24 protein-coding genes and 1 pseudogene are annotated in these 24,574 nt (G+C 72.0%); 17 read left to right on the forward strand and 8 right to left on the reverse strand.

The genetic code is table 11. From position 1 onward, the window contains the following. Positions 1-79 precede the first annotated feature (79 nt). From ACN263_RS09470 to ACN263_RS09490, 5 genes are read left to right on the forward strand one after another with little or no spacing between them, the layout of a single operon-like run. Positions 80-343 carry a DUF6343 family protein gene (locus ACN263_RS09470; RefSeq protein WP_203149328.1) on the forward strand — a complete coding sequence of 88 codons (264 nt, stop codon included), beginning with the start codon at positions 80-82 and terminating at the stop codon, positions 341-343. Positions 344-355: 12 nt separating this feature from the next. After that, a complete protein-coding gene (locus tag ACN263_RS09475; RefSeq protein ID WP_422739434.1) occupies positions 356-1,771 on the forward strand; it encodes an NADP-dependent succinic semialdehyde dehydrogenase in 1,416 nt (471 codons plus the stop codon). A gap of 40 nt (positions 1,772-1,811) precedes the next feature. Next, positions 1,812-2,777: a TIGR03885 family FMN-dependent LLM class oxidoreductase gene (locus ACN263_RS09480; protein WP_422739435.1), complete on the forward strand. Its 966-nt coding sequence runs from the start codon at positions 1,812-1,814 to the stop codon at positions 2,775-2,777. A 37-nt stretch (positions 2,778-2,814) separates the two neighbouring features. Continuing rightward, a complete protein-coding gene (locus ACN263_RS09485) occupies positions 2,815-4,389 on the forward strand; it encodes a Na+/H+ antiporter (RefSeq protein ID WP_422739436.1) in 1,575 nt (524 codons plus the stop codon). Continuing rightward, the gene (locus tag ACN263_RS09490; protein WP_422739437.1) at positions 4,386-4,643 is read left to right on the forward strand and encodes a UBP-type zinc finger domain-containing protein; all 258 of its coding nucleotides are present in this window, start codon (positions 4,386-4,388) and stop codon (positions 4,641-4,643) included. Before ACN263_RS09485 ends, ACN263_RS09490 begins: the two co-directional genes overlap by 4 nt. A gap of 205 nt (positions 4,644-4,848) precedes the next feature. On the opposite strand, the pseudogene ACN263_RS09495 reads toward ACN263_RS09490, so the two are convergent. After that, positions 4,849-5,190: pseudogene (locus ACN263_RS09495) on the reverse strand (GNAT family N-acetyltransferase); the annotation flags it as partial. A 147-nt stretch (positions 5,191-5,337) separates the two neighbouring features. Continuing rightward, a complete protein-coding gene (locus ACN263_RS09500) occupies positions 5,338-6,588 on the reverse strand; it encodes a DUF222 domain-containing protein (RefSeq protein WP_422739438.1) in 1,251 nt (416 codons plus the stop codon). Positions 6,589-6,685: 97 nt separating this feature from the next. Here ACN263_RS09500 and ACN263_RS09505 point away from each other — a divergent pair, with 97 nt between their 5' ends. Both ACN263_RS09505 and ACN263_RS09510 read left to right on the forward strand, forming a co-directional pair. Further along, positions 6,686-7,342: an HAD family hydrolase gene (locus ACN263_RS09505; RefSeq protein ID WP_422739439.1), complete on the forward strand. Its 657-nt coding sequence runs from the start codon at positions 6,686-6,688 to the stop codon at positions 7,340-7,342. Positions 7,343-7,626: 284 nt separating this feature from the next. Beyond that, entirely contained in the window at positions 7,627-8,502 is an 876-nt protein-coding gene (locus tag ACN263_RS09510; protein ID WP_422739440.1) for an aminoglycoside phosphotransferase family protein, read from the forward strand. Positions 8,503-8,555: 53 nt separating this feature from the next. Here ACN263_RS09510 and ACN263_RS09515 read toward each other — a convergent pair whose 3' ends face one another. After that, positions 8,556-11,165: a glycoside hydrolase family 9 protein gene (locus ACN263_RS09515; protein ID WP_422739441.1), complete on the reverse strand. Its 2,610-nt coding sequence runs from the start codon at positions 11,163-11,165 to the stop codon at positions 8,556-8,558. Positions 11,166-11,415: 250 nt separating this feature from the next. Between ACN263_RS09515 and ACN263_RS09520 the strand changes: the two genes are divergently transcribed. Further along, positions 11,416-12,141 carry a PP2C family protein-serine/threonine phosphatase gene (locus tag ACN263_RS09520; protein ID WP_422739442.1) on the forward strand — a complete coding sequence of 242 codons (726 nt, stop codon included), beginning with the start codon at positions 11,416-11,418 and terminating at the stop codon, positions 12,139-12,141. 7 nt (positions 12,142-12,148) lie between these two features. Here ACN263_RS09520 and ACN263_RS09525 read toward each other — a convergent pair whose 3' ends face one another. Together ACN263_RS09525 and ACN263_RS09530 are read right to left on the reverse strand one after the other, a co-directional pair. After that, the gene (locus ACN263_RS09525; protein WP_422740649.1) at positions 12,149-14,818 is read right to left on the reverse strand and encodes an ATP-dependent RNA helicase; all 2,670 of its coding nucleotides are present in this window, start codon (positions 14,816-14,818) and stop codon (positions 12,149-12,151) included. A 249-nt stretch (positions 14,819-15,067) separates the two neighbouring features. Then, complete coding sequence (locus tag ACN263_RS09530; RefSeq protein ID WP_422739443.1) at positions 15,068-15,901, reverse strand: SigB/SigF/SigG family RNA polymerase sigma factor; 834 nt, start codon at positions 15,899-15,901, stop codon at positions 15,068-15,070. A 380-nt stretch (positions 15,902-16,281) separates the two neighbouring features. Between ACN263_RS09530 and ACN263_RS09535 the strand changes: the two genes are divergently transcribed. Continuing rightward, positions 16,282-17,037: a hypothetical protein gene (locus ACN263_RS09535; protein ID WP_422739444.1), complete on the forward strand. Its 756-nt coding sequence runs from the start codon at positions 16,282-16,284 to the stop codon at positions 17,035-17,037. On the opposite strand, the gene ACN263_RS09540 is transcribed toward ACN263_RS09535, so the two are convergent. Then, positions 16,986-18,575 (reverse strand): phospholipase D family protein, encoded by a 1,590-nt coding sequence (locus ACN263_RS09540; protein WP_422739445.1) that lies wholly within the window; start codon positions 18,573-18,575, stop codon positions 16,986-16,988. The two genes, ACN263_RS09535 and ACN263_RS09540, sit on opposite strands and share 52 nt — an antisense overlap. A gap of 131 nt (positions 18,576-18,706) precedes the next feature. Here ACN263_RS09540 and ACN263_RS09545 point away from each other — a divergent pair, with 131 nt between their 5' ends. The 5 genes from ACN263_RS09545 to ACN263_RS09565 all read left to right on the forward strand — a co-directional run bounded on the left by ACN263_RS09545 (position 18,707) and on the right by ACN263_RS09565 (position 21,610). Continuing rightward, positions 18,707-18,835, forward strand: a complete 129-nt coding sequence (locus ACN263_RS09545; RefSeq protein WP_354973754.1) for a hypothetical protein — start codon at positions 18,707-18,709, stop codon at positions 18,833-18,835. Between the two features lie 440 nt (positions 18,836-19,275). Next, positions 19,276-19,572, forward strand: coding sequence for a hypothetical protein (locus tag ACN263_RS09550; RefSeq protein ID WP_422739446.1), 297 nt, complete (start codon positions 19,276-19,278; stop codon positions 19,570-19,572). Between the two features lie 6 nt (positions 19,573-19,578). Beyond that, positions 19,579-20,049, forward strand: coding sequence for a hypothetical protein (locus ACN263_RS09555; protein ID WP_422739447.1), 471 nt, complete (start codon positions 19,579-19,581; stop codon positions 20,047-20,049). A gap of 296 nt (positions 20,050-20,345) precedes the next feature. Continuing rightward, entirely contained in the window at positions 20,346-21,095 is a 750-nt protein-coding gene (locus tag ACN263_RS09560) for an MBL fold metallo-hydrolase (RefSeq protein ID WP_422739448.1), read from the forward strand. Positions 21,096-21,097: 2 nt separating this feature from the next. Continuing rightward, positions 21,098-21,610 carry a MarR family winged helix-turn-helix transcriptional regulator gene (locus ACN263_RS09565; protein WP_422740651.1) on the forward strand — a complete coding sequence of 171 codons (513 nt, stop codon included), beginning with the start codon at positions 21,098-21,100 and terminating at the stop codon, positions 21,608-21,610. 66 nt (positions 21,611-21,676) lie between these two features. On the opposite strand, the gene ACN263_RS09570 is transcribed toward ACN263_RS09565, so the two are convergent. Continuing rightward, on the reverse strand, positions 21,677-22,027 hold the full coding sequence (locus tag ACN263_RS09570; RefSeq protein WP_422739449.1) for a hypothetical protein: 351 nt from the start codon (positions 22,025-22,027) through the stop codon (positions 21,677-21,679). A gap of 287 nt (positions 22,028-22,314) precedes the next feature. Between ACN263_RS09570 and ACN263_RS09575 the strand changes: the two genes are divergently transcribed. From ACN263_RS09575 to ACN263_RS09585, 3 genes are all read left to right on the forward strand, one after another. Then, a complete protein-coding gene (locus ACN263_RS09575; protein WP_422739450.1) occupies positions 22,315-23,085 on the forward strand; it encodes a DUF5753 domain-containing protein in 771 nt (256 codons plus the stop codon). After that, positions 23,076-23,273 carry a DUF397 domain-containing protein gene (locus ACN263_RS09580; protein WP_422739451.1) on the forward strand — a complete coding sequence of 66 codons (198 nt, stop codon included), beginning with the start codon at positions 23,076-23,078 and terminating at the stop codon, positions 23,271-23,273. Before ACN263_RS09575 ends, ACN263_RS09580 begins: the two co-directional genes overlap by 10 nt. 62 nt (positions 23,274-23,335) lie before the next feature. Next, positions 23,336-23,527, forward strand: a complete 192-nt coding sequence (locus ACN263_RS09585) for a DUF397 domain-containing protein (protein ID WP_422739452.1) — start codon at positions 23,336-23,338, stop codon at positions 23,525-23,527. Between the two features lie 56 nt (positions 23,528-23,583). On the opposite strand, the gene ACN263_RS09590 is transcribed toward ACN263_RS09585, so the two are convergent. Further along, positions 23,584-24,570, reverse strand: coding sequence for a pirin family protein (locus ACN263_RS09590; protein ID WP_422739453.1), 987 nt, complete (start codon positions 24,568-24,570; stop codon positions 23,584-23,586). Positions 24,571-24,574 lie beyond the last annotated feature (4 nt).

Genomic DNA, 24,574 nt, shown 5'->3' on the forward strand with positions numbered 1-24,574 from the left:
TCGGGATGCTATAAGCGCCGTTGCGCGGCGACTCGCCGGCTGCCGGTTAACACCGCCGAACGCGGGTAGATCGTGAGCTATGACGAGGTCGCAGCCCCGGCGCGCCCGTGGCACGGTCGGCCACGCGTACAGCGCCCTCAACCTCCGGCTCACCCTCGCCAGCTTCGGACTGGTGATCATGGTGATCTTCGCGGTGCTGGCGTTCTGGGCCGGGATCGCCTGGCTCGGCGTGCTCTGCGCGATCTTCGCGGTGGTCGCCGTGGTCGATCTGGTCGTGATCCAACGCCGCCGCGCCGCCCGCCGCCGCGAGGAGCCGGGCGTACGACACTCGCTGTTCGAGTGACAGGAGACCGAGATGCCCCACATCGCCACCACCAACCCCGCCACCGGTCAGGTGCTCAAGACCTACGAGGCGATGTCCACCGAACAGATCGACGCCGCCATCGAGCGCACCGATCTCGCGTACCGGCAACTGCGCGGCACCACCGTCGACCAGCGGGCCAGGTGGATGAACGCCGCCGCCGACCTGCTCGACGCCGAGCGGGACGAGATCGCCCGGATCATGACCACGGAGATGGGCAAGACGTACGCCGCCGCCCAGGCCGAGGTGACCAAGTGCGCCACGGCCGCCCGCTTCTACGCCGGCAAGGCCCCGGGGTTCCTCGCCGACGAGCCGGCCGACGCCGCCGCCGTGAAGGCGACCAGGGCGTTCATCCGGTACCAGCCGATCGGCGTGGTGCTCGCCGTGATGCCGTGGAACTTCCCGCTTTGGCAGGTGATGCGCTTCGCCGCCCCGGCGCTGATGGCCGGCAACACCGGCCTGCTCAAGCACGCCTCGAACGTGCCGCAGACCGCGCTGCTGCTGGAGGACGTGTTCCGTCGCGCCGGCTTCCCGGAGGGCGCGTTCACCACTCTGCTGGTCGGCTCGGACGCCGTCGAGCGCATCCTCGCCGATCCCCGGGTACGCGCCGCGACCCTCACCGGCAGCGAGGCGGCCGGGCGGTCCATCGCGCAGATCGCCGGCCGGGAGCTGAAGAAGACGGTGCTGGAGTTGGGCGGCAGCGACCCGTTCGTGGTGATGCCCTCGGCGGACCTGGACCGGGCCGCCGAGGTCGCCACCACCGCCCGCTGCCAGAACAACGGCCAGTCCTGCATCGCCGCCAAGCGGTTCATCGTGCACACCGACGTCTTCGACGCGTTCGCCGAGAAGTTCGCCGCGAACATGGCCGCGCTGCGCGTCGGCGACCCGATGGACGCGGACACCGACGTGGGCCCGCTGGCCAGTGAACACGGCCGCGACGAGGTGCACGCCCAGGTCCGCGACGCGGTGGACAACGGCGCGACGGTGCTGTGCGGCGGTGAGCTGCCCGGCGGCGAGGGGTGGTTCTACCCGCCGACCGTCGTCACCGACCTGACCCCGCAGATGCGGATGTGGTCCGAGGAGGTGTTCGGGCCGGTCGCCGGCCTGTACCGGGTGTCGTCCTACGACGAGGCCATCGAGGTGGCCAACGGCACCAGCTTCGGGCTCGGGTCGAACGCCTGGACCCGGGACACGGACGAGCAGGAGCGCTTCGCCACCGACCTGGACGCCGGCAACGTCTTCGTCAACGGCATGACCACCTCGTACCCGGAGCTGCCCTTCGGCGGCGTGAAGAACTCCGGCTACGGGCGGGAGCTGTCCGAGCTGGGCATGCGGGAGTTCTGCAACACCAAGACGGTGTGGGTGGGCGAGGGGGCGGCGTCGGCCGGCGCCGGCGCGCACGCCGAATAGCACGCATCACCGGACGTCGTCGTGGGTAGGAGGTGCGCCCATGACGACGTTCGGGTTCCACGCCTCCCACGAGCAGATCAACCCCCGCGCCCTGCTGGAAGCGGTGATGCACGCCGAGCGGGCCGGCTTCGACGCCGCCATGTGCTCCGACCACTTCTCCCCGTGGAGCGCCCGGCAGGGCGAATCCGGCTTCGCCTGGTCCTGGCTGGGCGCCGCCCTCCAGGCCACCGGCCTGCCGTTCGGCGTCGTCAACGCACCCGGCCAGCGGTACCACCCGGCGATCATCGCGCAGGCGATCGGCACCCTCGGCGCGATGTACCCGGGCCGGTTCTGGGCCGCTCTGGGCACCGGCGAGGCCAGCAACGAGCACATCACCGGCGACGCATGGCCGCGCAAGGACGTCCGCTCCGCCCGGTTGCGCGAGTGCGTCGACATCATCCGGGCGCTGCTGGCCGGCGAGGAGGTCAGCCACGACGGTCTGGTCCGCGTGGACCGGGCCCGGCTGTGGACCCGCCCCGAGGAGCCGCCCGCTCTGGTCGGGGCCGCCGTCAGCGTCGCCACCGCCCGCTGGTGCGCCGACTGGGCGGACGGCCTGATCACCGTGAACGCGCCGGTGGAGCACCTGCGCGCGATGATCGACGCGTACCGGGACGCCGGTGGCCGGGGGCCGCTGCACCTTCAGGTGCACGTCTCCTGGGCGCCCGAGCAGGCGCAGGCCGAGGCGATCGCGCACGACCAGTGGCGCAGCAACGTCTTCGCCCCGCCGGTCTGCTGGGACCTGGAGACCGTGGAGCACTTCGACGTGGTCTCGGCCGACGTGCCGGCCGAGCGGGTCGCCCAGGTGGTGAACGTCTCGGCCGACCTGGGCCGGCACGTCGGCTGGTTGGAGGAGTACCTGGCGCTCGGCTTCGACCAGATCGCCCTGCACCACGTCGGGCAGGAGCAGCGCGGGTTCATCGACACGTTCGGCGCCGAGGTGCTGCCGAAGCTACGCCCGGGCGGCTGATCGGGCGGCGACGGGGCGACCCCTAGGCTCGTACCCCATGGAAAGCCTGTTTCCGGTCGTCGTCTTCCTGGCGATCGCCACCCTGGGCGCGGCGTTGGCCCGCCGCCTCGGCCTGCTCGCGCCGATCGTGCTCGTCGTACTCGGATTGGCGTTGTCCTTCGTGCCGGGCTTCCCGCAGATCCATCTCGAGCCGGAGTTGGTGCTGATCGGCATCCTGCCGCCGTTGCTGTACGTCGCGGCGCTGGAGACGTCGGTGCCGGCGTTCAAGAACAACATCCGGCCGATCCTGCTGCTCGCCGTGGGTCTGGTGCTGTTCACCGCGTTCGCGGTGGGCGTCGTGCTGCACCTGCTGCTGCCGCAGGTCCCGTTCGCGGTCTGCCTGGCCCTCGGCGCGGTGGTCGCGCCGCCGGATGCGGTGGCGGCCACCGCCGTCGCCCGCCGCGTCGGGCTGCCCCGCCGGGTGGTGACCATCCTGGAGGGGGAGAGCCTGGTCAACGACGCCACCGCGCTGGTGCTGCTGCGGGTCGCGACCATGGCCTCCATCGGCACGGCCGTCGGCACCGACAAGATCGCGCTCGAGGTGTTGCGGTCCACCGGTGGCGGCATCCTGATCGGCGCCCTCGGCGCGGTGGTCTTCGGCTTCCTGCACCGGCGGATCAGCGATCCGCTGCTGGACAACGCGCTGTCGTTGATCATCCCGTTCGCGGTGGTGTTCACCGCCGAGCACCTGCACGCCTCCGGCGTGGTCGCCGTGGTCGTCACCGGGTTGGCCCTCGGGCACAAGCTGCCGCTGCTGCTGTCGGCGGCGTCCCGGTTGCAGGTCGGTGCGTTCTGGCGGCTCGTGCGGTTCCTCCTCGAAGGGCTGGTCTTCCTCCTGGTCGGGCTGCAACTGCGCGAGGTGCTGGGGGACCTGCACGAGCCGGCCGGCTCCCTCGTCCTGATCACGTTCGCGGTGCTGGCCACCGTCTTCCTGACCCGCTTCGTCTGGCTCTTCCCGGCCACCTACCTGGCCCGGTTGGTCCCCCGGATCCGCCGGCGGGACGCCGCCCCGTCCCCGAAGTTCCCGATCATCATCGGCTGGGCGGGGATGCGCGGCGTGGTGACGCTCGCCGCCGCCCTCGCCCTGCCGTTGACGCTGGCCGAGGACGAGCCGTACCCGCGGGCCCTGTTCATCTGGCTGGCCTTCGCGGTGATCGTGGTCACCCTGGTCGGCCAGGGGGCCACCCTCCCGCTGGTCGCCCGCCGTCTGAAACTGCCCCAGGACGACCCGGTGCAGGACGCGTTGTCCGCCGCGGGCGTGCAGCAGCAGGCCAGCAGGGCAGCGCGGGACCGCCTGGAGGAACTGGCCGACAGCGCGCCCGCGCCCGTGGTGGACCGGCTGCGTCGGGTGCAGGAGGACCGCACCAACATGGCCTGGGAACGGCTCGGCGGCGACGAGCGGGAAACCCCCTCGCAGGCGTACGGTCGGCTGCGACAAGAGATGATCGACGCCGAGCGCGACGTCTTCCGGGCGGCCCGGGACTCCGGTCGTATCCCTGAGGAGGTACTGGTGCGGGCCTATCGTGACCTGGACCTGGAAGAGTCGCTGCTGCGGCAGGAGGTGGAACAGTGAGCTGTCAGCACCTGACCGAGGCCGGCACCGCCGAGCCCCGTACCCCCGACGAGTGCGCCGACTGCGTCGCCATCGGCAACACCTACTGGGTGCACCTGCGTACCTGCCTGAGCTGTGGGCAGGTCGGCTGCTGCGACTCGTCGCCGAACCAGCACGCGAGCAAGCACTTCGCCTCGACGGGTCACCCGGTGATCCGCTCGGCGCAGCCGGGCGAGGCGTGGCGCTGGTGCTACGTCGACGAGGAGATCGGCTGACGCTCAGTCGAGCCGGCGCACGAGCAACTGCCCCGGCCACGGCGCACGCCCCGGCCGAACCACGGTGAACGGTTCGGTCGGGGTGAAGCCGCAACCCTCGTAGAACCGGACCAGGGCCCGGTCGTCGCCCCCCGTAGCAGTCCACCCGCAACAGCCCCAGCCCGCGTGCCCGGGCCAGTTCGGCGGCGTGCTCCAACAGGCGGGCCCCGATCCCCAGCCCGGCGTACGCCCGATCGGTGACCAGCAGCCGGACGTACAGCTCCGGCTCGGCGGCCGGGGGAACGTGTTCGGTGGCGGCACCCACCACCAGCGCGCCGACCGGTCGGTCGCCCCCCATCGCCAGGTACAGGTCGCCACTCGCGGCCCACTCCTTCGCGCGGGCGATCTGGCCGGGATCGGTGGACGGCGCCCGGGTGCCCCACTGCCCGGTCCGGCCGCGCGCGACCAGCCAGGCGGTGGCGACGTCGAGCAGCCGCAGCACGGCCGGCGCGTCGTCGGGACCGCCGGGGCGGACGCTGATGCTCGACTGTTCGCTCATGCCCGGCATCCTGCTACACCCGACGGGTGCCAGCGACCGCCGTGGTGGCGACGTTAGGCAGGCTGGAAAAACCTCGGCGGTCCCGAACGACGCGAGGTGAGTCACACCACCGCGCCGAGGGCCCTGGCTTGTCGCAGCCGGCGGGCTCGGAGCCCGTCACGTTCGTCGGTGGTAGGTGTTGCGGCGGGGGAGTTGCTCCGGATCGAGCCAGGCGGGTGGGACGAACTCCGGGTGGTCGTCGCCGCCGAGCCGGACCGTCCACTCGCCCTGGTGGAGGTGCCGGTGGTGGTGGCCGCAGAGGAGCACGGCGTTCGTCAGGCTGGTGTGGCCGCCGTCGGCCCAGTGGCGGATGTGGTGGGCGTCGCACCAGCGGGGTGGTCGGTCGCAGCCGGGGAAGGCGCAGCCTCGGTCGCGGAGCACCAGCGCGCGGCGCAGAGGCCCGGTGACGAGTCGGCGTTGCCGGCCCACGTCGAGGGTCTGACCGCTGCCGCCGATCACGGCGGGCAGGATCGCCGCGTCACAGGCGAGGCGTCGTACCGTCTCCGGGGTGAGCCGTGGCCCGGTGTCGAGGGTGCCGGTATCGAGTTGCCGGGCCAGCACGTCGAAGCTGGTGGTGACGACGACCTGGGCGGGCTCGCCGCCGTGGTCGGGCAACTCGCCGGTGCGCAGGGCGAGTCGGCACAGGTCGGCGAGCGCGTCGTGCCGGCGTTGGCCGGGGCAGCGCGGGTCGTCCGGACCGGACGGTGCGGTCAGCGGGTCGAGGGCGGCGCGCAGCAGACCGGCCGCCTCGGCGTTCAGGTGACCGGAGAGCCGCAGCCGGCCGTCGCGGAGTTCGGAGAGCGTGACATGACGGTCGCGGTCGGCGCGGCGTGCCTCGGCCTCCAGCGCCGCCCGGGCGGCGGCCTCGGCAAGCTCGGGAGCCACGTGGTCGAGGACCCGGGTGCCCAGCCTGCGCAGCAGTCTCGGCTCGAACTGCCCGGCCCACCCGACCAGGACGCCAGCTGCCTTGTCGGCCGCCTCGGCGCCAGCGGCCGCGTGCACCGTCTGGACGGTCTCGCCGATGACCCGCGCCTGCTCGACACTGATGTCACCGTCGGCCAGCGCGGCGCGTACGCCGGGTGCTCCGGCATCGAGCGCTCCGGCGAGATCGACCAGGCCGCGAGCGGCGGAACCGTCGAGCCGTAGCCGGTCACGCAACCAGACCGCCGTCGACGAGGCGCCCTGCGCCCGGGCCGTGCCCCGGCCGTCCAGCTCGCGCACCAGCGCCAGCTGCACGGCCGCCAGGCGTTGCGCGAGCCGGTGCGCGGCGTCGAGGGCCGCGACGAGGTCGTGCTCGGGGAGAGCCCACACCGGCGCGTCGAGGCAGTCGGCGACCGCCGCCTCCGCCTGCGCCAACGCCTCCACCATGGACCAACCTTAGAACAGGTGTACGACAATGTCGGGCCCATGGGCATCGACGTGGCCGCCTATGATCGTCGCTGGTCGCAGCGGGACGGGGGCACGGATGATCAAGGCGGTTTTCTTCGATGTCGGCGGGGTGATTCTCGACGAGTCCCGCGAGTTCGCGGCCTGGGCGGACTGGCTCGGCGTCCCACGGCACACGTTGTCGGCGGTCTTCGGCGCGGTCGTCGCGAGGGGCCTGGACTACCGGGAGACGTTCCGGACCTTCCGGCCCGACTTCGACCTGGAGGTCGAGCTTGCCCGTCGAGCCGCCGCCGGGCAGCCGGAGACGTTCGGCGCGGAGGACCTCTACCCGGACGCGCGTGGATGCCTCAGTGCCCTGCGCGATCAGGGTCTGCTGGTGGGCCTGGCCGGTAATCAGCCGGCCCACGCCGAGGCGACCCTTCGCTCTCTCGACCTCGACGTGGACGTGATCGGCACGTCGCACTCCTGGGGCGTGGCGAAGCCCGCGCCGGCCTTCTTCGACCGGGTCGTGGCCGAGGGCGGCGGCGACCCGTCGTCGATCCTGTACGTCGGCGACCGGCCCGACAACGACGCCCGTCCGGCCCAGGAGGCCGGGATGAAGACCTGCCTGATCCGGCGCTCGCCGTGGGGGCACATCCTCGACCTGCCGGCCGTGGCCGACCGGTGCCTGTTCCGCGTCGACTCGCTGCACGAACTGCCGGACCTGGTCGCCGCGCACAACAGCCGAGCCGACTAGCCGCGCCGCGCACAACAGCCGAGCCGACTAGCCGCGCCGCGCGCAACAGCCGAGCCGACCAGCCGCGCCCGCGACGGCCGAGCCGACCAGCCGCGCCCGCGACGGCCGAGCCGACTAGCCGCGCGCACAACAGCCGAGCCGACCAGCCGCGCCCGCGACGGCCGAGCCGACTAGCCGCGCGCACAACGGCCGAGCCGATCAGCCGCGCGCACGACAACCGAGCCGACCAGCCGCGCACCACGGCCGGGCCGCGGTCGTAGGGTTTCGCTGTGACCGTGCGGAGGATGCCAGCTGCGGAGGTTCCGGTCTCGGTCGAACTGGTGCGCAGTCTGCTCGACCAGCAGCACCCCGATCTGGCGGACCTGCCGGTCGAGATCCTGGCCAACGGCTGGGACAACCTCGTGTGTCGGCTCGGTGCGGAGCTGCTGGTCCGGTTGCCTCGGCGGGCCGTCGCCGCCGAACTCATCGCGCACGAGCAGCGTTGGCTGCCGGAACTGGCCGGCCGCCTGCCGTTGCCGGTGCCGGCACCGGTACGGGTCGGGCAGCCGACGACCGAGTTCCCCTGGTTGTGGAGTGTCGTGCCGTTCTTCCCGGGCCGCATCGTGGCGCAATCCGCGCCCGACGACCCCTGGTCGGCAGCGGCGACGCTCGGCAGCTTCCTGGACGCGCTGCACAGCCCGGCTCCGGCGGACGCGCCGGTCAACCCGTTGCGCGGGATACCACTGCTCGGGCGCGCGCCGGGGGTCCTGGACGGGCTCACGCACATCGACCCGGCCGATCGTGCCGCCGCGCTGCGGATCTGGGAGGTGGCCGTCGCCGCACCCGTATGGGACGGTCCGCCGCTGTGGCTGCACGGGGACCTGCATCCCGCCAACATCCTGGTCGACCGGGGCCGGATCAGCGCGGTGATCGACTTCGGCGACCTCACCTCGGGTGATCCCGCGACTGATCTGTCCGTGGCCTGGCTGCTGTTTCCGGCCGAGCAGCGTGCTGCCCTCCGGCAGGCGTACGGCCGCGCGGACGACGCGACCTGGGAGCGGGCACGCGGGTGGGCGCTCGCCCTGTCCCTGGTGTTCCTGACGCACTCGGCGGACAACCCGCTGATGCGCGACATCGGCGAGCGCGCCTTCCGCCGGGTGCTGGACTCGTTGAACTGCTGACGGGTGGTCCTGGTGGCCGCCCCCGGGGGAAGGGCGGCCACCAGGGGTCGCGGTCAGGACAGCGCGCAGGCGTTCCCGTTGACGGTGACCAGCCCCGGGTTGGGGTTGGCGCCGCCGTTGGTCGTCGCGTTGAAGCCGAACGTCACCGTGCCGCCGGGGGCGATCTTGGCGTTGTACGACTCGTTCTTCGCGGTGACCGTCGCGCCGGACTGGGTGACCTTCGCCAGCCACGCCTCGCGGACACGCTGGTCGCCGGTGAACGCGAAGCGGGTGGTCCAGCCGTTGACGGCGGTCGAGCCGGTGTTGCGGATGGTCAACTGGGCGGTGAACCCGGTGTTGCCCTGCCAGGCGCCGTAGTTGGCGTAGTTCACCGAGCAGGTGACGGCCGGTACCGCACCGGCGTCACCCTGGTCGGCCAGGAAGGAGGAGATCCAGGCCAGCGCCGAGTTCCAGTTGATCGCCACCTCGTTGGTGGAGTACGAGTTGATGTCGTCGACGTAGCAGAACATCGGCTCGCAGCCGGCGAGCAACTGCGCCACGAACGGGTCCTGAAGGGCCGCGTTCGCGCCACCGGCGAGGGAGCCGGCCGGCGGGCGGGGCAGGTTGGCGTCGAGCTGGTGACCGAAGATCCGGCTGTGCTGGTTCTGCGCGGCGTGCTCGCCCCAGCCGGTGACGTAGGAGATGTTCAGGGCGTTGCGGCCCAGGATGTAGTCCATCGCCTGCACGGCGCCGTCGCGGTAACGGGCGTCGCGGGTCAGGTCGAAGGCGGTGGCCAGGACGACCGCGTTGTTGATGATGCTGCTGTTGGCGCCCCAGAAGTAGCTGTCCGCGTCCCCGGGCATCGGCAGCCCGTACGCCTGGCGGTTCAGCTCGGCGAGGTACGCGTCGGCGGCGGCGGTGACCGAGGCCCGGACCCGGGTCAGGTCGGCGGCGGGCAGCCCGTTCGGCACGGTGGCCAGGTCGAGGCGGCCCAGCGCGGCGACGCTCTGCCAGCCGAAGCCGCGCGGCTCGAACACGTTGCCGGTGTGGTGCGGCGACGCGGTCAGGTCGGTCAGGTAGGTCTGCGCCCCGGTGGTCAGGTACAGCTCGACCGCCGCCCAGTAGAACTCGTCGGTGACGTTCGAGTCGTCGTACGCGCCGCCGCCGGTGCCGTCGGTCGGGCTGGCGTACACCGCGGGGTGTGCCTTGGCCGCGGCGTAGGCCGTCTTCGCGGCGGTGCCGCAGCGGGCCGCGAACGCCGCGTCGTACGGGGCGAAGAGCCGCGCGCACTGGGCGGCGGTCGCGGCCATGTTGAGGGTGGCCGCGGTCGACGGCGCGTGCAGCTCGCGCGGCTGCGGGTCGTCCTGCGGGGCGAGCGGCAGGCCGGTCCAGTTCTTGTCGTGGATCTTGTGGTGGACCATGCCGGCGAGCGGCTTTCCGGCCGGCACCTGCATGCGCAGCAGGAACTCCAGCTCCCAGCGGGCCTCGTCCAGGATGTCCGGGACGCCGTTGCCGCGCTCGGGCACCCGCAGCGTGCTGTCGGCCAGCCCGGCGCCGCCGTTGGCGGTGGCCGCCGTCTTGGTCCGCTCGAAGGTGTTCAGCAGCTGGTAGGTGGCGATGCCGCCGTTGACCACGTACTTGCCGTGGTCGCCGGCGTCGTACCAGCCGCCGCGCACGTCGAGCGAGTAGTCGCAGACGCCCGGCTGGCAGGGCACGCTGGTGTCGCCCTGGTTGGGTGCGACGCCGAGGTGGCCGGCCGGGCGGGCGTACTCGTCGCCGATCAGGTCACCGTCGATGGCGATGCCGCTGCGCTGGGCGTAGAAGAACTGCAGCGAGTCGGAGCGCAGTTGCTTGTAGAGGGTGCCGGAGATGTCGAACGGGTGGCTGGTCTCGCCGTCCACGGTGAGCGTCAGCCCCGCGCCCGGGGTGCGGTAGCTGGAGAAGTCAACGGTCTGCACGTTCTGCCCGGAGGCGGCGTCCACCCCACGCGCGGTGGTGGTGCCGCTGGCCAGGACCGCGCCCGCGGCCGAGCGGAGCTGCCAGGGCAGCGGCGTGGTCGCCTCGGTGACCACGGTGGCGTTCTTCGGCCCGCCCGGCAGGTAGCCGACCTGGTTGACGCGGACCCGGGGCCCGGTGTCCGGCTCGTACGGCGCGGGGGGCTCGCCGCCGCGCAGCGACACGTCGTCGAGGCAGATGGTCTGCGCCTGTGCGCTGCCACCGACCTGGAAGATGAGCTGGGCGTTCTGGTTGTCGTCCGGGACGGTGAAGGTCGACTCGACGCGCTGGACGGTGCCGGTGGCGGCGGCGTCCACGGCCGCGTACGTGGTGTACGGGGCGCTGCCGAGCTGGAGCACGGCCTTCACGGCGGTGCCGGGCGTGGCGGTGATGTCGAAGCCGAGCGTGTACTCGGCCCCGGCGATCAGCGGCACGCCGTCCTGGCCGATGCCGGCGTCCCACGGGTTGGCGAGTCCACCGGGGACGGCGGCGCAGAGCCGGCCGTCGGTGACCCCGAGGGAGTCGGTGCCGTAGGAGAACCACGGGCTCACGCCCGCGCTGAAGTCGCCGTTGTCGATCTGCTCGGGGGCGTCCGGGGGCGGGTCGGCGTAGGCCGCGCCGGCACCCGCGCCGGTGAGGGCCAGGGCGGTCGCCGCAGCCAGGAGGAGGCGACGTTTGGATGGCGTCACGGGGTAGTCCTTCCGGGACGGGAGGTGAGGCAGGTGGCGGTGTCGACCTGGGAGCGCTCCCAGGTCGAAGCTCGATGTTTCCAGTGGTGGTTCGTCCTGTCAATTGATCCGACTGGATGGGATCTGCCGTCCGACGAGGGCACGGAGCCCGCCGTGGCACGGAACGCGAGACGTGAGATTGGCCGCGCCACGCGCCGTCGTCCTGATCTCCTAGAGACAACTGCGCCCTTCGCCTGGCAGGCTGCCTCCCATGACCCTGAAGCTGCGTTCCGTGGGAACGAGCGACCGTGGGCTGATCCGCAGCGGAAACCAGGACGCCCTGCACGCCGGCACCTGGCTCGTCGCCGTGGCCGACGGCATGGGCGGAATGGCCGCCGGTGACCTCGCCAGCTCGCTCACCATCGACGCGGTCGCGCCGCTGGACGTGGAGACACCCGAGGATGCCCTGGTGGCCGCCCTCCAGGACGGCATCGCGCTGGCCACCGCCCGCATCCGGCAGGCGGTCGTCGACGATCCCGAGCGCCAGGGCATGGGCACCACGTTGACCGCGCTGCTCTTCGCCCGTACCGGTAGCTGCCTGGCCCTCGCCCACGTCGGTGACTCGCGGGCCTACCTGTTCCGCGAGGCCGTGCTCAAGCAGATCACCCGCGACGACACCTTCGTGCAGATGCTCGTCGACCAGGGCGTGATCACCCCGGACCAGGCGAGCAGCCACCCGCGCCGGGCCGTCGTCACCCAGGCGTTGCAGGGGGACGAGGTCTCCCCGTCGTACGCGACGATGGTGCCCCGGGCCGGCGACCGGTGGCTGCTGTGCAGCGACGGCCTCTCCAACGTCGTCCGTCCGGACACCCTGGCCGAGGTGCTCGCCGCCTACCCCGACCGGTCCGCCTGCGCCGGCAAGCTGATCGACCTGGCGCTGCACGCGGGCGCTCCGGACAACGTCACCGTCGTGGTGGCCGACGTCGTCGAGGAGTAGGCCCTCCTCAGCGACGGCGCGGCGCGGCCCGCCGGGTGGGCGTGGCGGTGTCCGGGTCCTCGGGCCACGGATGGCGTGGATAGCGACCCCGCAGTTCGGCGCGGACCTGGGGATAGCCGGTCCGCCAGAACGACGCGAGGTCCGCGGTGACCGCCACCGGCCGGCCGGCGGGGGAGAGCAGGTGCAGCAGCACCGGCACCCGACCACCGGCGATGCGCGGGGCCGTCGCCCAGCCGAACGTCTCCTGGAGCTTGACCGCGAGCACCGGCGCGGCCGGGTCGGCGTAGTCCACCCGGACGCGGGAGCCGCTGGGGACCTCGATCCGCTCGGGCGCCAACTCGTCCAGGTGCGCGGCCTGCGCCCAGGGCAGCAGCCGGCGCAGCGCCGAGGTCACGTCGACCCGGTTCAGGTCGGCACGCCGCCGGGCGGCGGCCAGCTCCGGCCCCAGCCACGTCGGCAGGGCGGCGAGCAGCGCCTCGTCGTCGACGTCCGGCCACGCGGCGTCGAGGTGCAGCCGGCAGAACGCCATCCGCTCGCGCAGCCCACGCGCCGCCGGGGTCCACGGCAGCAGACCCAACCCCTCCTGACGCAGGCCGGTGAGCAGCGCCGCCGCGACCTCCGCCCGGTCCGGGCGGTCCAGTCGCCGCGCCACCAGCTCGATCGCGCCCAGTCGGGTCACCTCCCGGGCCACCACGTCCCCGTCGGACCAGCCCACCTCCCGGAGCGTCGACAGCAGCGGGCCCGCCGCCTCCCGGGCGGTCGCCTCGTCCAGCGGCGTGGCGCGGCGGATCCGCGCCGAGGGCGCGCCGGGGCGACGGTCCGCGACCGCCACCGCGAGCCAGTCGGCACCGGCCAGCTGAGACCCGGCCGCCAGCTCCGCGGCGGTCCCGCCCGTCATGAGGTACGACGTTCCGCCCGGCCGCCGCACCCGGGCCAACCGCTCGGGGTACGCCAGACCGACGACCAGCCCGGCGGCGAGATCGTCGGTCAGCTGGTCGCGGGCAGCGGGCGCGCCGGACCGAGAAGTCGCGCCGGTGCCGGCCGGCGTCGAGGTGCGCGGCAGCGACGAGGTGCCGGCCGGCGTCGAGGTGCCGGCCGGCGTCGAGGTGCGCGGCGCGGCGGCTGTCCGAGCAGGTCCGGGGCCGGCGGCGTTTCCGTCCGAGGCGCTGGCGGGGAGAGCGGCGCGCAGGCGACGTACCTCGGCACGCCAGCGGGCGGTGGCTCCCGCGTCGACTCCGGCGCGCAGGCGACGCCAGCCGGCCACCAGGTCGTCGCCCGGCCCGGCGGCGCTCTCCTCGGCGAGCAGGGCGACCACCTCGGCCGCCCGGTCGGCGCCGACCCGGTCGGCGGCGTCGAGCAGCGCCCTTGCCAGTCGTGGGTGTGCCCCGGCGGAGGCGATGGCCCGCCCCCGCCCGGTGATCCGGCCCGTCCCGTCGATCGCGCCAAGCGTTTCCAGGGTGTCCCGGGCGACCGTCATCGCCGCGGCGGGCGGCGGGTCGGGCAGCGCCAGCCCGACGCCGTCCGGGCTGCCCCAGGCGGCCAGCTCCAACGCGAACCCGGTCAGGTCGGCGGTGGCGATCTCCGGCTCCGGCCGGGCGGGCAGCCGCTCGTGGGTGGCTTCGGACCAGCAGCGGTAGACGTACCCGGGTGCCTCGCGGCCGGCCCGGCCGGCCCGCTGGGTGGCGGCGGCCCGGGAGACCGGCACGGTGACCAGCGCGCCCAGTCCACGGGCCAGGTCGATGCGGGGCACCCGGGACAGCCCGGCGTCGACCACCGTCCGTACGCCCGGCACGGTGAGGCTGGTCTCGGCCAGCGCGGTGGAGAGCACCACGCGCCGCCGGTCGTCGGTCCGGGGCCGCAGGGCCGCGTCCTGCTCGGCCCCGCGCTGACGGCCGTGCAGGGGTAGTAGCGCGACGGTGTCCCGCAGGTCGGCGAGCCGTCCGGCGACCGCCGCGATCTCACCGGCCCCGGGCAGGAAGACCAGTACATCGCCGTCCTGCTCGCGCAGCGCCCGCCGGACGGTGGCGGCCACGTGGTCGAGCAGGGCGCGGTCCACCGGGCCGGCCCCGGGCGGCGCGACGGGCCGGGGCGGCGGCGTCCAGATCCGCTGCACCGGGTGTAGCGCCGACTCGGCACGGACCACCGGGGCCGGGGCGCTCCCGCCGAGCAGCGCGGCGAACCGGTCGGTGTCCGGCGTGGCGGACATGGCGAGGAGCCACAGGTCGGGCCGGAGCGTGGCCCGGGCCTCCACCGAGAAGGCCAGCGCCAGGTCGGCGTCGAGCTGTCGCTCGTGGCACTCGTCGAGCAGTACCGCGCCGGTGCCGGGCAGCTCGGGGTCGTGGTGCAGCCGACGGACCAGCAGGCCGGTGGTCACCACCTCGATCCGGGTGGCGGGGGAGATCCGCCGCTCGCCACGGACCGCGTAGCCGACCCGGTCGCCGACGCGCTCGCCGAGCAGGTCGGCCATCCGCCGGGCCGCGGCGCGCGCCGCCACCCGGCGGGGCTGGGCGATCACCACCCGGCCGTCGACCCGGTCGGCCACCGCCAGCGGCGCGAGGGTGGTCTTGCCGGTGCCCGGCGGCGCGACCAGGACGGCAGCACCGGCCGCGTCGAGCGCGCCGAGCAGCGCCGGCAACGCCGGGCGGACCGGCAGGTCCAGGGTCACGTCGGAGAGCACGGCCCAGTCTCGCACCGGGCCCCGGCAGGCTCGACGTGCCGGCCCGGCCCCGGGCCGCTTCGGTGGTCTGGCTCCTTGCCGCTTGGCCGGTCTGGCCTCGGGCCGCTTCGCCGGCCGGCTCCCGGGCCGCCATGGCGGGTGGGCCGGACGCGAACGGCCGGGCCGCCGCCCCGAAGGGAAGCGACCCGGCCGGTGTTTCACACGATCGAGGACCGGGGCGACGCTGACCCGCCCCCGATCGTGAAGCCCTTAGTAGGTGCCGTCGAGCTGGCCCCGCAGCTTGGTCAGCGCCCGGGCGAGCAGCCGGGACACGTGCATCTGCGAGACGCCGATCTGGTCGGCGATCTGCGACTGGGTCAGGTTGCCGTAGAACCGCAGGGTCAGGATCTTCTGCTCCCGCTCGTCCAGGGTGGCGAGCGCCGGGCCGAGAGCGACCCGCAGCTCGGCCAGCTCGAACTCGTTGTCCTCACCGCCGAGCATGTCGCCCAGCTCGGTGGCCCGGTCACCGTCGCCGGTCGGGGTGGACAGCGACACCGCGTTGTACGCGCGGGCGCCTTCCAGTCCCTCCAGGACCTCTTCCTCGGTGAGCTTGAGGTGGGCGGCGATGTCGGCGACCGTCGGCGAGCGGCCGAGGGTCTGCAGCAGCGAGCTGTTGGCGTCGGAGATGGCCAGGCGCAGCTCCTGGAGACGACGCGGTACCCGGATGTCCCAGGTGCGGTCGCGGAAGTGCCGCTTGAGCTCACCGATGATGGTGGGGATCGCGTAACCGGCGAAGTCGACGCCGCGCGTCGGGTCGAACTTGTCGATGGCCTTGATCAGGCCGACGGCGGCGGTCTGCGCCAGGTCGTCGGTCGGCTCGCCCCGCCCGCTGTAGCGGTGGGCGAGGTGGTTGGCCAGCGGCAGCCAGGCCTCGATCGCGCGGTCGCGCAGCGCGGCGCGCGACGGGTGGTTGGCGGGTAGGGCGGCCATCGCGTTGAGGAGATCGGCGGCGCTGTCGGTGAGCGCCCGCGGGTCGAGCTTGGTGGTGCTGGTCTGCTCGGCTGTCGTGCTGCTCGCCTGCTCGGTGATCGTTGACGCGGTCATGGTGGTCCTCCCTGCACCTCGTCCGCGGACAAAAAGAAGTGGCGCTTCGGTTTAGCTTCAGTTGGGCCGTTCGGGAGTCACCTTAACCTGATCGGCTCCCGGAAATCTAGCCGAAAGGTTGATGTACTTAAGGTGTGTCACGCCACAAATCACCCATAGGTGGCGACGGTCGTGTGGGTTGTGAGGACCCTTACCCGTTTTTCCGGGGCGATCCTGCGGCATCCGGTCATCCGGGTGCGCCCGACCGGTCGGAGGGTGACCCTCCACCGACCGGTCAACATGAAATCCGACAACCGGGCAGCTGTGTCGACTATCCGTCGTTGTCCCGCTGATGGGACCGGCCGTAGCGTCGCGGAGTAGACACCCGGTTCGGAGGCACCATGCTCGATCCAGCCGCTCCCCAGCTCGTCGTGAACAGCCACACCCTGTACTTCAGCTGGTTGCCTGCGGACCCCGACGCGGTCGCCGCTCTGGTGCCCACCGGATTGTGCCCCCGTGCCGACCGGCAGGTGTTCCTCAACCAGTACGTCGTCGAGGACGAGACGCAGACCTCCGGCTTCGGCGCGTACTCGTTGACGTACCTCGGCGTCTCGCTGGCCGGCGTCGACGCGCCCGGCGGCCTGAGCCCGGGCGGCTGGTGGACCCACTACGTGGCCTCCAGCCGAATCGTCCGCGAGTACGCCACCGCGCGCGGCGCTCCGGTGCTGGCCGGCCGGACCACGATCCAACTGGACGGCGAGGCGCTGCTCTCCGAGACCGAGGCGGAGGGCGTGCCGCTGATCCGGGCCCGCTGCCGGGTGGGACAGACCGGGCACGTCATCAGCAGCGGGCACCACCGCTACTTCACCCGCCGGGACGGTCAGCTACTCAGCTCGGTCTACCCGTACGTGGCGGAGCCGGTCACGCCGTTCGAGATCGAGTCGGTGGAGTTCCTGCAACCCCGGCACCCGATGTACGCGCTGCGCCCCGCCAACCCATTGATCATCGGGTTCGGCTACTTCTCACCGCGCTCGTCGTTCGCCTACCCCGGAGGGCTGAGCGTGCACCCGGGCGGCGCCGGCCTGCCCGAGCCGACCCGGCCGGCTCACCAGGTGCCGGCCAACCTCGCGCGCAGCGGCCTGCCGTCCGGGTCGTAGACCAGCCGGTACACCGGCAGCGCCCAGGCACGCGTGAACCAGGGCAGCCGCTCGGGGCGGTGGGGGCGCAGCCGGCCGGGCGGACGCTCGCCGACCTGACCTTCGTCGTACCACTGTTGCAGTTTGTCGGCCGCGGCCGTGACGGCCGCGACGGCGTCGGCCGGGTCGAGCAGGTCGGCGTCGTCGGCGCCGTCCGGATCGCGGTCCAGGTGCTCGCGCCAGAGCCGTAGCCGCAGGTCCCGGGCGAAGGCGCGGGCCCCGTCGCCGAGGCCCGCCGGGTCGGTGGGTGTCCGCTCGTCACGCGTGTCGTCGAGTACGGCGCAGGACAGCTCGCTGTCGTGGGTCCAGGAGCGGCGGTTGAAGTTGTCGCTGCCCACGCTGGCCCAGACGTCGTCGACCACGCAGACCTTCGCGTGCACGTAGACCGGGGTGCCGGCGTGGTTCTCCACGTCGAAGACGTGCACCCGGTCCGGCGCGGCGCGCTCGCACAGCGACAGCGCCTGCTCCCGGCCGACCATGTTGGGTGGCAGGGCGAGCTTGCCGTCCACGTCCGGGTGCCGGGGCACCACGGCCACCAGGTGCAGCTCCGGGTTCTCCCGGAGCGCCTGGGCGAACAGGTTCGCCACCTCGGTCGACCAGAGGTACTGGTCCTCCAGGTAGATGAGGCGGCGGGCGCGCTGTACCGCCTTGGTGTAGCCCCGGGCGACGGTCCGCTCGCCGTCCGGGGCGAACGAGTAGCGCGGCCGCACGGCCGGGTAGGTGCGCAGCACCTGGATCTGGTGCGGCCCACACTCGGGCGGGGCGGGAGGCTGCTCGGGCAGCGGATCCGGCCGCAGGTCCGCGCCGCGCAGCCGGTCCCGCACATAGGCCGCCGGGTTCTCCGAGTCCAGCGGCATCGGGTCGGTCCAGCGCTCCCGGAACAGGGTGTCCAGCGCGCCCACCACCGGTCCACGCACCGCGAGCTGCACGTCGTGCCAGGGCGGATTCGGGCCGTACCGGGAGGACATCTGCACCGGCTGCGGATCGCCGCCGTGCGTGGCGTCGTCCCGCCGGCTGTGGCACAGGTCGATCCCGCCCGCGAAGGCGATGTCCCGTTCCGGGGCATTCAGGTGTCGCAGCACCACCAGCTTCTGGTGGTGTGAGCCGCCCCGGCGCACCCGCTGGTCGAGCAGCACCTCACCGCCGGCCGCCGAGATCGTCTCGCTGAGGTTGCGGTTCTCCGCCTCGCTGTAGGCCAGCACGTCCAGGTGCGAGCGCCAGATCAGCCCCTTGACCACCACCCCGCGCTGGGCGGCCTGGGCGAAAAGCTGCGCCACGGTCGGTCCGTCCGGGCGCAGCCGCTGGTCCGGGTCACCCCGCCAGTCGGTGAAGAAGAGGTGGTCGCCGGCGGTCAACGCCTCAACCTCCTCGACCAGCCGGTCGAAGTACGCCGCGCCGTGAATCAACGGCTCGGCGAGGTTTCCGCTGGTCCAGACGGGTAATTCAGAGACCGGGTTGGCACGCTCCTGCGCGGTGAGGAACCACTCCTGCAACGGCACCGTTCCATCCCCCCGGAGGTCGACAACGTCCTCACGGTAGGACCCCCGACGCGGGTCCGCATGCCGGGCCGCCCGACCGGTGACCTGGATGACGCCACGCGAGCAGCGACAACAGCCGAGGAGGCCACACCATGCCCCGCGAGACGACGAACCCCGTGAACGAGTACCGCGAGCCGGCGGTGGAGAGCGAACGGGGGGCGCTGGTAGCGGTGTTGCTGATGGTGATCCTGGGCGTAGCGGGGATTTTCGCGGTCTCCTGAGGCGCGCGGCTGGGGCTCCGGCTGGCCCCGACGCCTTGATCGTCACCAGATCGCCGATGTCGGGGCTTCCTCGCGGTGGGATGCCCCCACATCGCCGACCTGGAGTGGATCACGGCGCTCGGACCGCCCCGCGCCCGCGTCCTCGGGACCAAGATCTGAGCAAGTTCACTGATGTTGCTGCTTCGAGTAGGCGTGAGACAGCAGGAGCAGTGAAGTTGCTCAGATCTTGCTAGGTGCGACCGTGCAGGGGCAGCGCCGCGCGGGTACAGGACCGCGCCGGTACAGCACTGCGCCGATACAGGACCGCGCCGATCTTGCACTTTTGGTTGCCGGGATGAGCTGATTTGGGCCCTTATGACCGAGCAGAAAGTGCAAGATCGGCGGGCGTGGGGGAGCGGGCGGGCGGGGGCGTGGCCGTCGGGATGGGCGAGGATGGGGGTGTGGATACGCGACCCACCCTCGGCGACTCGTGGTGGGACCTCCAAGGGGACACAGCCCTCGAACTCCGGCAACGCCAGGCGCTGCATGCCGAACTTCTCGTCGAGGTGGCGCCTGGCCATCCACTGCACGGCCAACCCGTCAGTATCGTTGCCAGGTCGCAGGCGTCGGACGACATCCTCGTCCAGCTTCCCGAACGCTGGGCACTCGTCCACCTCACCTGGAAAGCCGCCCCGGAGACTCCACCGTGGCCGAAGACCACGTTCTACGACACCCTCCGTACCTTTGCGAAGGGCTGACAAGACGTGCGCGTCGAGAACCCCTTACACGTCAACGGTCTGGTGCTGCCTGCCTTGATGACCGAACTGCTCAACGCCGGCCACTGGCGGCATCCAGGTGACGAGGTTCTCCGCGATCTCATGCCCTGGTTCGAATCTCCGCTGGACTTCCTCACCAGCGTCGAGTGGATGCGCCGCGAGAGTAGATCGCTCGCCATGTTCGCCGACGACCCACCGTCGTCGCACCTCTTCCGGGAGGCACGCGGCAGCACCGCCACCGCCAGCGTCGAGCTGCCCTGGCTCGACGCGGAGCAGGCAGTGTTGATTGCGGTCAACCGCATCCCCGGTGACGACGTCGCAATGGCCCTCGACTATCGCACCGATGCCGCCGACCCCCAGGTCGTGGCCAGCGACTTCTGGACCGATCCGCAGCAGTGCTCGTGGCGGATCGTTACCCCGGCCTTCTCCCAGCTCGTAGAGGTCCTCCGGCTGGTCTGACCCGACGTGCGCCACCACGCGCTCGGCGGTGGAGCACTCGCATCAGGGCGCTGACCGAGGGCCTGACGGTCTTGACGCTTTCCGGTGGATCAGGGTGGCGCGGCGGCAGACCGTATGCAGGATGACAGCCGATCCTCCTGGATAAGACGTTCTTGACTCGGACGGTCTCGGGTCGTACGGTTTCGGGTGTGGTCATCTCACCTTCCTCGTACTGGACAGGCCCGCTGCCCGAGGCGACGCCGCCGGCCGACATGGCGCTGTACCGGCTGCCCACCGGCACCTACACGACGCGAGCGGTGTTCGCCGTGACCGGAGGGTCCATTCGGGACAAGCGGGATTTCGCGGCCACCGCCGTGCTCATCTCCCACCCAGAGGGCGACCTGCTCATCGACGCCGGGTTCGGTGAGCACGTGGCGGAGCACATCACAATGCTGGCGCGCATGGAGCGTGCTCCCCACCGGCTCGGCCGGACCGCGGCGCAGCAACTCGATGCGGCCGGCTATGACCGGTCCCGACTACTGGGCGTGCTCGTCACGCACGTGCACTGGGATCATGTCAGCGGCCTGGACTCGCTGCGGGTGCCGGTGTGGATCAACGAGGCCGAGATCCGGTACGGCGCCGACGACACGCACGGCAGGGTGTTCCGCGCGGTGTCGCAGGGCCTGGAGATCCGGGAGTACGTCTTCGACGGCCCGGAGTATCTCGGCTTTCCGGCGAGTTTCGACTTCTACGGAGACGGCTCGGTGATCGTGGCCCTCGCTGCGGGGCACACCTCGGGTTCTGTCGTCGTGTTCGTCACGCTGCCCTCCGGGCAGCGGTACGCGTTCATCGGCGACCTCACCTGGCAGATGGACGGCATTTCCCGTGGTGCGGAACGCCCGTGGTTGATGCGCCGCGTCGCCGATGTCGACGCGAAATCCGTCCGGGTCGGTCTGCAGCGCAGCATCGCCCTCAGCCGCGTGTTGCAGGTCGTTCCGGCCCACGATGTCGCCGCCTACGACAGCATCCCGCTCCTGCCGTCCCGGTTTCCGAGCGTGACACCGTGACCATGCCTGCCTCACCCGCTTCGAGCCGCCCCGATCCGACGATCGACGACGAGGCACCGCCGCGCCCCACACTGGGACCGGGGCCTGACTCCGAGCTCACGTGGCTGCTGCACCGGGCGGCCCAACGGATGCACGCACTCGTCGGCGCGGAAGCAGAACGCCACGGCCTGTCGCTGCGTGACCACATCGTCCTCAGCGCTCTGCACAAGACCGCCGATCTCACCCAGGTCGAACTCGGGCAAGCCCTCGGCATGGACAAGACGACTCTCACCGCGGAGATCGACCGGCTGGAGCGCATGGAACTCGTCGTACGGCGCGTCAACCCGCGAGACCGGCGAGCCCGCATCGTCGCCCTCACCCCGAAAGGCGATGCGACGCGGGCGGCTGTCGCAGCCGGCACCGAAGCTCGGGAGGCCGACGCGGTCCGGGCCATCGCGGCGGCCGAGGTCGCACAGTTGCGACGGGCCCTCTACGTCATCATCGGCTCGGCCGACGACCCGGGATCGTGCATATGATCCGGCCGCGCTGCCTACCTGGCTGAGGGGCAGGAATGCATGCGATCCCGAACGTGGGCTGCCGTTCTAGGTGTCGCGGTGCGAGGTCGACGGCTCGTCGATGGACCTGCGGAATGGTCCCCATCCGACGAACCTGTCGTACAGGGCTCGGGGGCTCGGCCCGTCGTGCGGGTTGAGGTGGTACAGGTCCCGCATCGCCTCGTACAGCAGCCCGGCCAGGTAGATCGACAGGCTCGGCATCTTGTTCTCGTACTCTGCCTTGAGCATGAGTCGCGCGGTAGCGCACGGCCACGGCTGGCCGTCGGCGCGGCAGGCCCAGTGCGGCCGTAAAGGCGTGTGCGGCGGGGCCTGGCCGCGCCGGCGCGGACGGTCCGCGACCGGCCCACGCTCGGGGCCGGACACCTGCGCGGAGATCACGACCAACCCCAGATCGCCCGTTGTGTCCGGATCGGACGGCCCACCATCGGGACGGCTTCGCTACGGCAGAACGTGAAGCGCACAGTGCCTCCTTCGCGTCGTCGTCGTGGGAAGGGGCCGCCCCCGTGAGTGCTCGCCCGGCAGGGGCGACCCCGGTACGAACGCGTCCGCCGGGTTCGGGTCCCTACCGGCCGCGCCGTCTGGGCCAAACGTGCCATCTGTAGTCGGACAGAAACAGCCCGTGTCGGTATGGTGTCCAGAAATCCACTGTGCCCGGAGGTGTCGTGGTGAATGACGCGCTGCGGGTGGCGCTGCAAAGGTCCGGCCACACAACAGAATCCCTGGCCGGACGCATCGGTGTTGACCCCAAGACAACGGATCGATGGTTGCGCGAGGGCCGAATCCCGCATCAGGCACACCGGACTGCTGCGGCGGGGGCACTCGGTTGCGCTGTGTCCGACATATGGCCGGACACAAACCGTCGGACACGTGATCTCGCTTGGTTCCGCCCCTGGGAGGTGATCGAGCGCGAGGCGCACTCCCTGCGCTCCTACCAGCCGCTCGTCCTGCCCGGTCTGCTTCAGGTCGAGCGGTACGCACGCGCACTGTTCACCTCGGCCGGGCAGCTCACCTCCGACGAAGTCGAGCGGCGAGTAGCAGCCCGGATGTCTCGTCAGTCGGTGCTCGCCAAGGACGGCCCGCCGTGGTTGACGTCCGTCGTGGACGAGGGGGTCCTACGACGCTGCGTGGGCAGCCCCGAGGTGATGCGGGAGCAACTCGAATCGCTGGTGGGAACGGAGCGCCTGCCGCACGTACGCGTCCATGTGGTGCCTCTGTCTGCCGGTGCATACGCTGGTCTTTCCGGCCCATTCGTGATTGCGAGCAGCGCCGACAATCGAACCGCAGGCTATCTCGACACACAGCTCCACGGTCAGGTGGCGTCCGAGCCTGCGGAACTGGTTGCTCTGATGGCAGCATGGGAGAACGTGCGCGGCATGGCACTGTCTCATGAGCAGTCGATCCAACTCATAAGGGAAGTGGCGGGGACATGGAGCTGACCGGCGCCATCTGGCGCAAGAGCACCCGTAGCAGCGCCAATGGTGGCGACTGTGTCGAGGTTGCCGACAACCTGTCCGGCGTCGTTGGCGTTCGGGACTCGAAGGACCAGACCGGCCCTGCGCTGGTTTTCAGCCCGGCGGCCTGGCGGGCGTTCGTAGACATGGCGAAGGCTCACAAGGCGGCCTGACCGCTATTAGCGTTCCGGACGCAGTCTCTCGATCTCATCAGGGAAGCGGCATCATCATGGACATGACCGGCGCGCGGTGGCGCAAGAGCACCAAGAGCGGCAACAACGGCGGCGACTGCGTCGAGGTCGCCGACAATCTCCCCGGTGTCGTCCTTGTCCGCGACACGAAGGACCGTGACGGTGGGACGCTGGCCTTCGGTCCGGTGCAGTGGCGGGCGTTCGTCGACATGGCGAAGGCCCACGCGGCGGCCTGACCGGTACTACGCGAAACGCCCCCGGATCGCTCCGGGGGCGTTTCGCATGATCGGGGTCAGGGGCGCGGGCGCTTGCCGTCGGTGTGCGGGATGCGCTCGGTGGGGATGACGCCGAGGCGGCCGGCCTTGAAGTCCTCGAACGCCTGGAGCAGTTCGTCGCGGGTGTTCATCACGAACGGCCCGTACTGCGCCACCGGCTCCCGGATGGGCTGCCCGCCCATGATGTAAAGGTCCAGCGCCGGGGTGTTGCTGTCCTGCGTGGCGTTGGCGCTGAAGCGCAGCGCGCTACCCGGACCGTGGACCGCGAGCTGGCCGGTGTGCACCGGCCGGCGCTCGGCGCCGACGGTGCCGCGCCCGCCGAGCACGTACACCAGGGCGTTGAAGTTGGGGTTCCAGGGCAGGTCGACCTGCGCGCCGGGCTGGACGGTGACGTGGCTGATGGTGATCGGCGTGAACGTGGAGCCCGGGCCCTTGTGCCCGGCGATCTCACCGGCGATGACCCGGATCAGCGCGCCGCCGTCCTCGGTGGTGAGCAGTGCCGACTCGCGGCCCCGGATGTCCTGGTACTGGGGCGGGTTCATCTTGGCCTTGCGGGGCAGGTTGACCCAGAGCTGCGTGCCGTGGAAGAGGCCACCGCTCATCACCAGGTGCTCCGGCGGCGCCTCGATGTGCAGCAGGCCGCTGCCGGCCGTCATCCACTGGGTGTCGCCGTCGGTGATGGTGCCACCGCCGCCCTGCGAGTCCTGGTGGTCGAAGACGCCGTCGATGATGTACGTGACGGTCTCGAAGCCGCGGTGCGGGTGCCACGGGGTGCCCTTCGGCTCACCCGGCGCGTAGTCCACCTCACCCATCTGGTCGAGGTGGATGAACGGGTCCAGGTCGGTCGTCGACACCCCGGCGAAGGCCCGGCGGACCGGGAAGCCCTCGCCCTCGAAGCCGCTGGGCGCGGTGGTCACCTTGCGGACCTTGCGGATCGTGGTGGCCTTGTGGAGCTTGGGCAGGCGGGGCAGGACGAGAACGTTGTCAACGGTGATCGCGGGCATCGCG

It is taken from the genome of Micromonospora sp. WMMD729, from assembly GCF_049315225.1.
Taxonomy (GTDB): domain Bacteria; phylum Actinomycetota; class Actinomycetes; order Mycobacteriales; family Micromonosporaceae; genus Micromonospora.

Coding starts and splice junctions, on each gene's coding strand:
- ACN263_RS09470 (WP_203149328.1), top strand. CDS start 80: ATGACGAGGTCGCAGCCCCGGCGCGCCCGTGGCACGGTCGGCCACGCG.
- ACN263_RS09475 (WP_422739434.1), top strand. CDS start 356: ATGCCCCACATCGCCACCACCAACCCCGCCACCGGTCAGGTGCTCAAG.
- ACN263_RS09480 (WP_422739435.1), top strand. CDS start 1,812: ATGACGACGTTCGGGTTCCACGCCTCCCACGAGCAGATCAACCCCCGC.
- ACN263_RS09485 (WP_422739436.1), top strand. CDS start 2,815: ATGGAAAGCCTGTTTCCGGTCGTCGTCTTCCTGGCGATCGCCACCCTG.
- ACN263_RS09500 (WP_422739438.1), bottom strand. CDS start 6,588: ATGGTGGAGGCGTTGGCGCAGGCGGAGGCGGCGGTCGCCGACTGCCTC.
- ACN263_RS09505 (WP_422739439.1), top strand. CDS start 6,686: ATGATCAAGGCGGTTTTCTTCGATGTCGGCGGGGTGATTCTCGACGAG.
- ACN263_RS09510 (WP_422739440.1), top strand. CDS start 7,627: ATGCCAGCTGCGGAGGTTCCGGTCTCGGTCGAACTGGTGCGCAGTCTG.
- ACN263_RS09520 (WP_422739442.1), top strand. CDS start 11,416: ATGACCCTGAAGCTGCGTTCCGTGGGAACGAGCGACCGTGGGCTGATC.
- ACN263_RS09530 (WP_422739443.1), bottom strand. CDS start 15,901: ATGACCGCGTCAACGATCACCGAGCAGGCGAGCAGCACGACAGCCGAG.
- ACN263_RS09535 (WP_422739444.1), top strand. CDS start 16,282: ATGCTCGATCCAGCCGCTCCCCAGCTCGTCGTGAACAGCCACACCCTG.
- ACN263_RS09545 (WP_354973754.1), top strand. CDS start 18,707: ATGCCCCGCGAGACGACGAACCCCGTGAACGAGTACCGCGAGCCGGCG.
- ACN263_RS09565 (WP_422740651.1), top strand. CDS start 21,098: ATGCCTGCCTCACCCGCTTCGAGCCGCCCCGATCCGACGATCGACGAC.
- ACN263_RS09580 (WP_422739451.1), top strand. CDS start 23,076: ATGGAGCTGACCGGCGCCATCTGGCGCAAGAGCACCCGTAGCAGCGCC.
- ACN263_RS09585 (WP_422739452.1), top strand. CDS start 23,336: ATGACCGGCGCGCGGTGGCGCAAGAGCACCAAGAGCGGCAACAACGGC.
- ACN263_RS09590 (WP_422739453.1), bottom strand. CDS start 24,570: ATGCCCGCGATCACCGTTGACAACGTTCTCGTCCTGCCCCGCCTGCCC.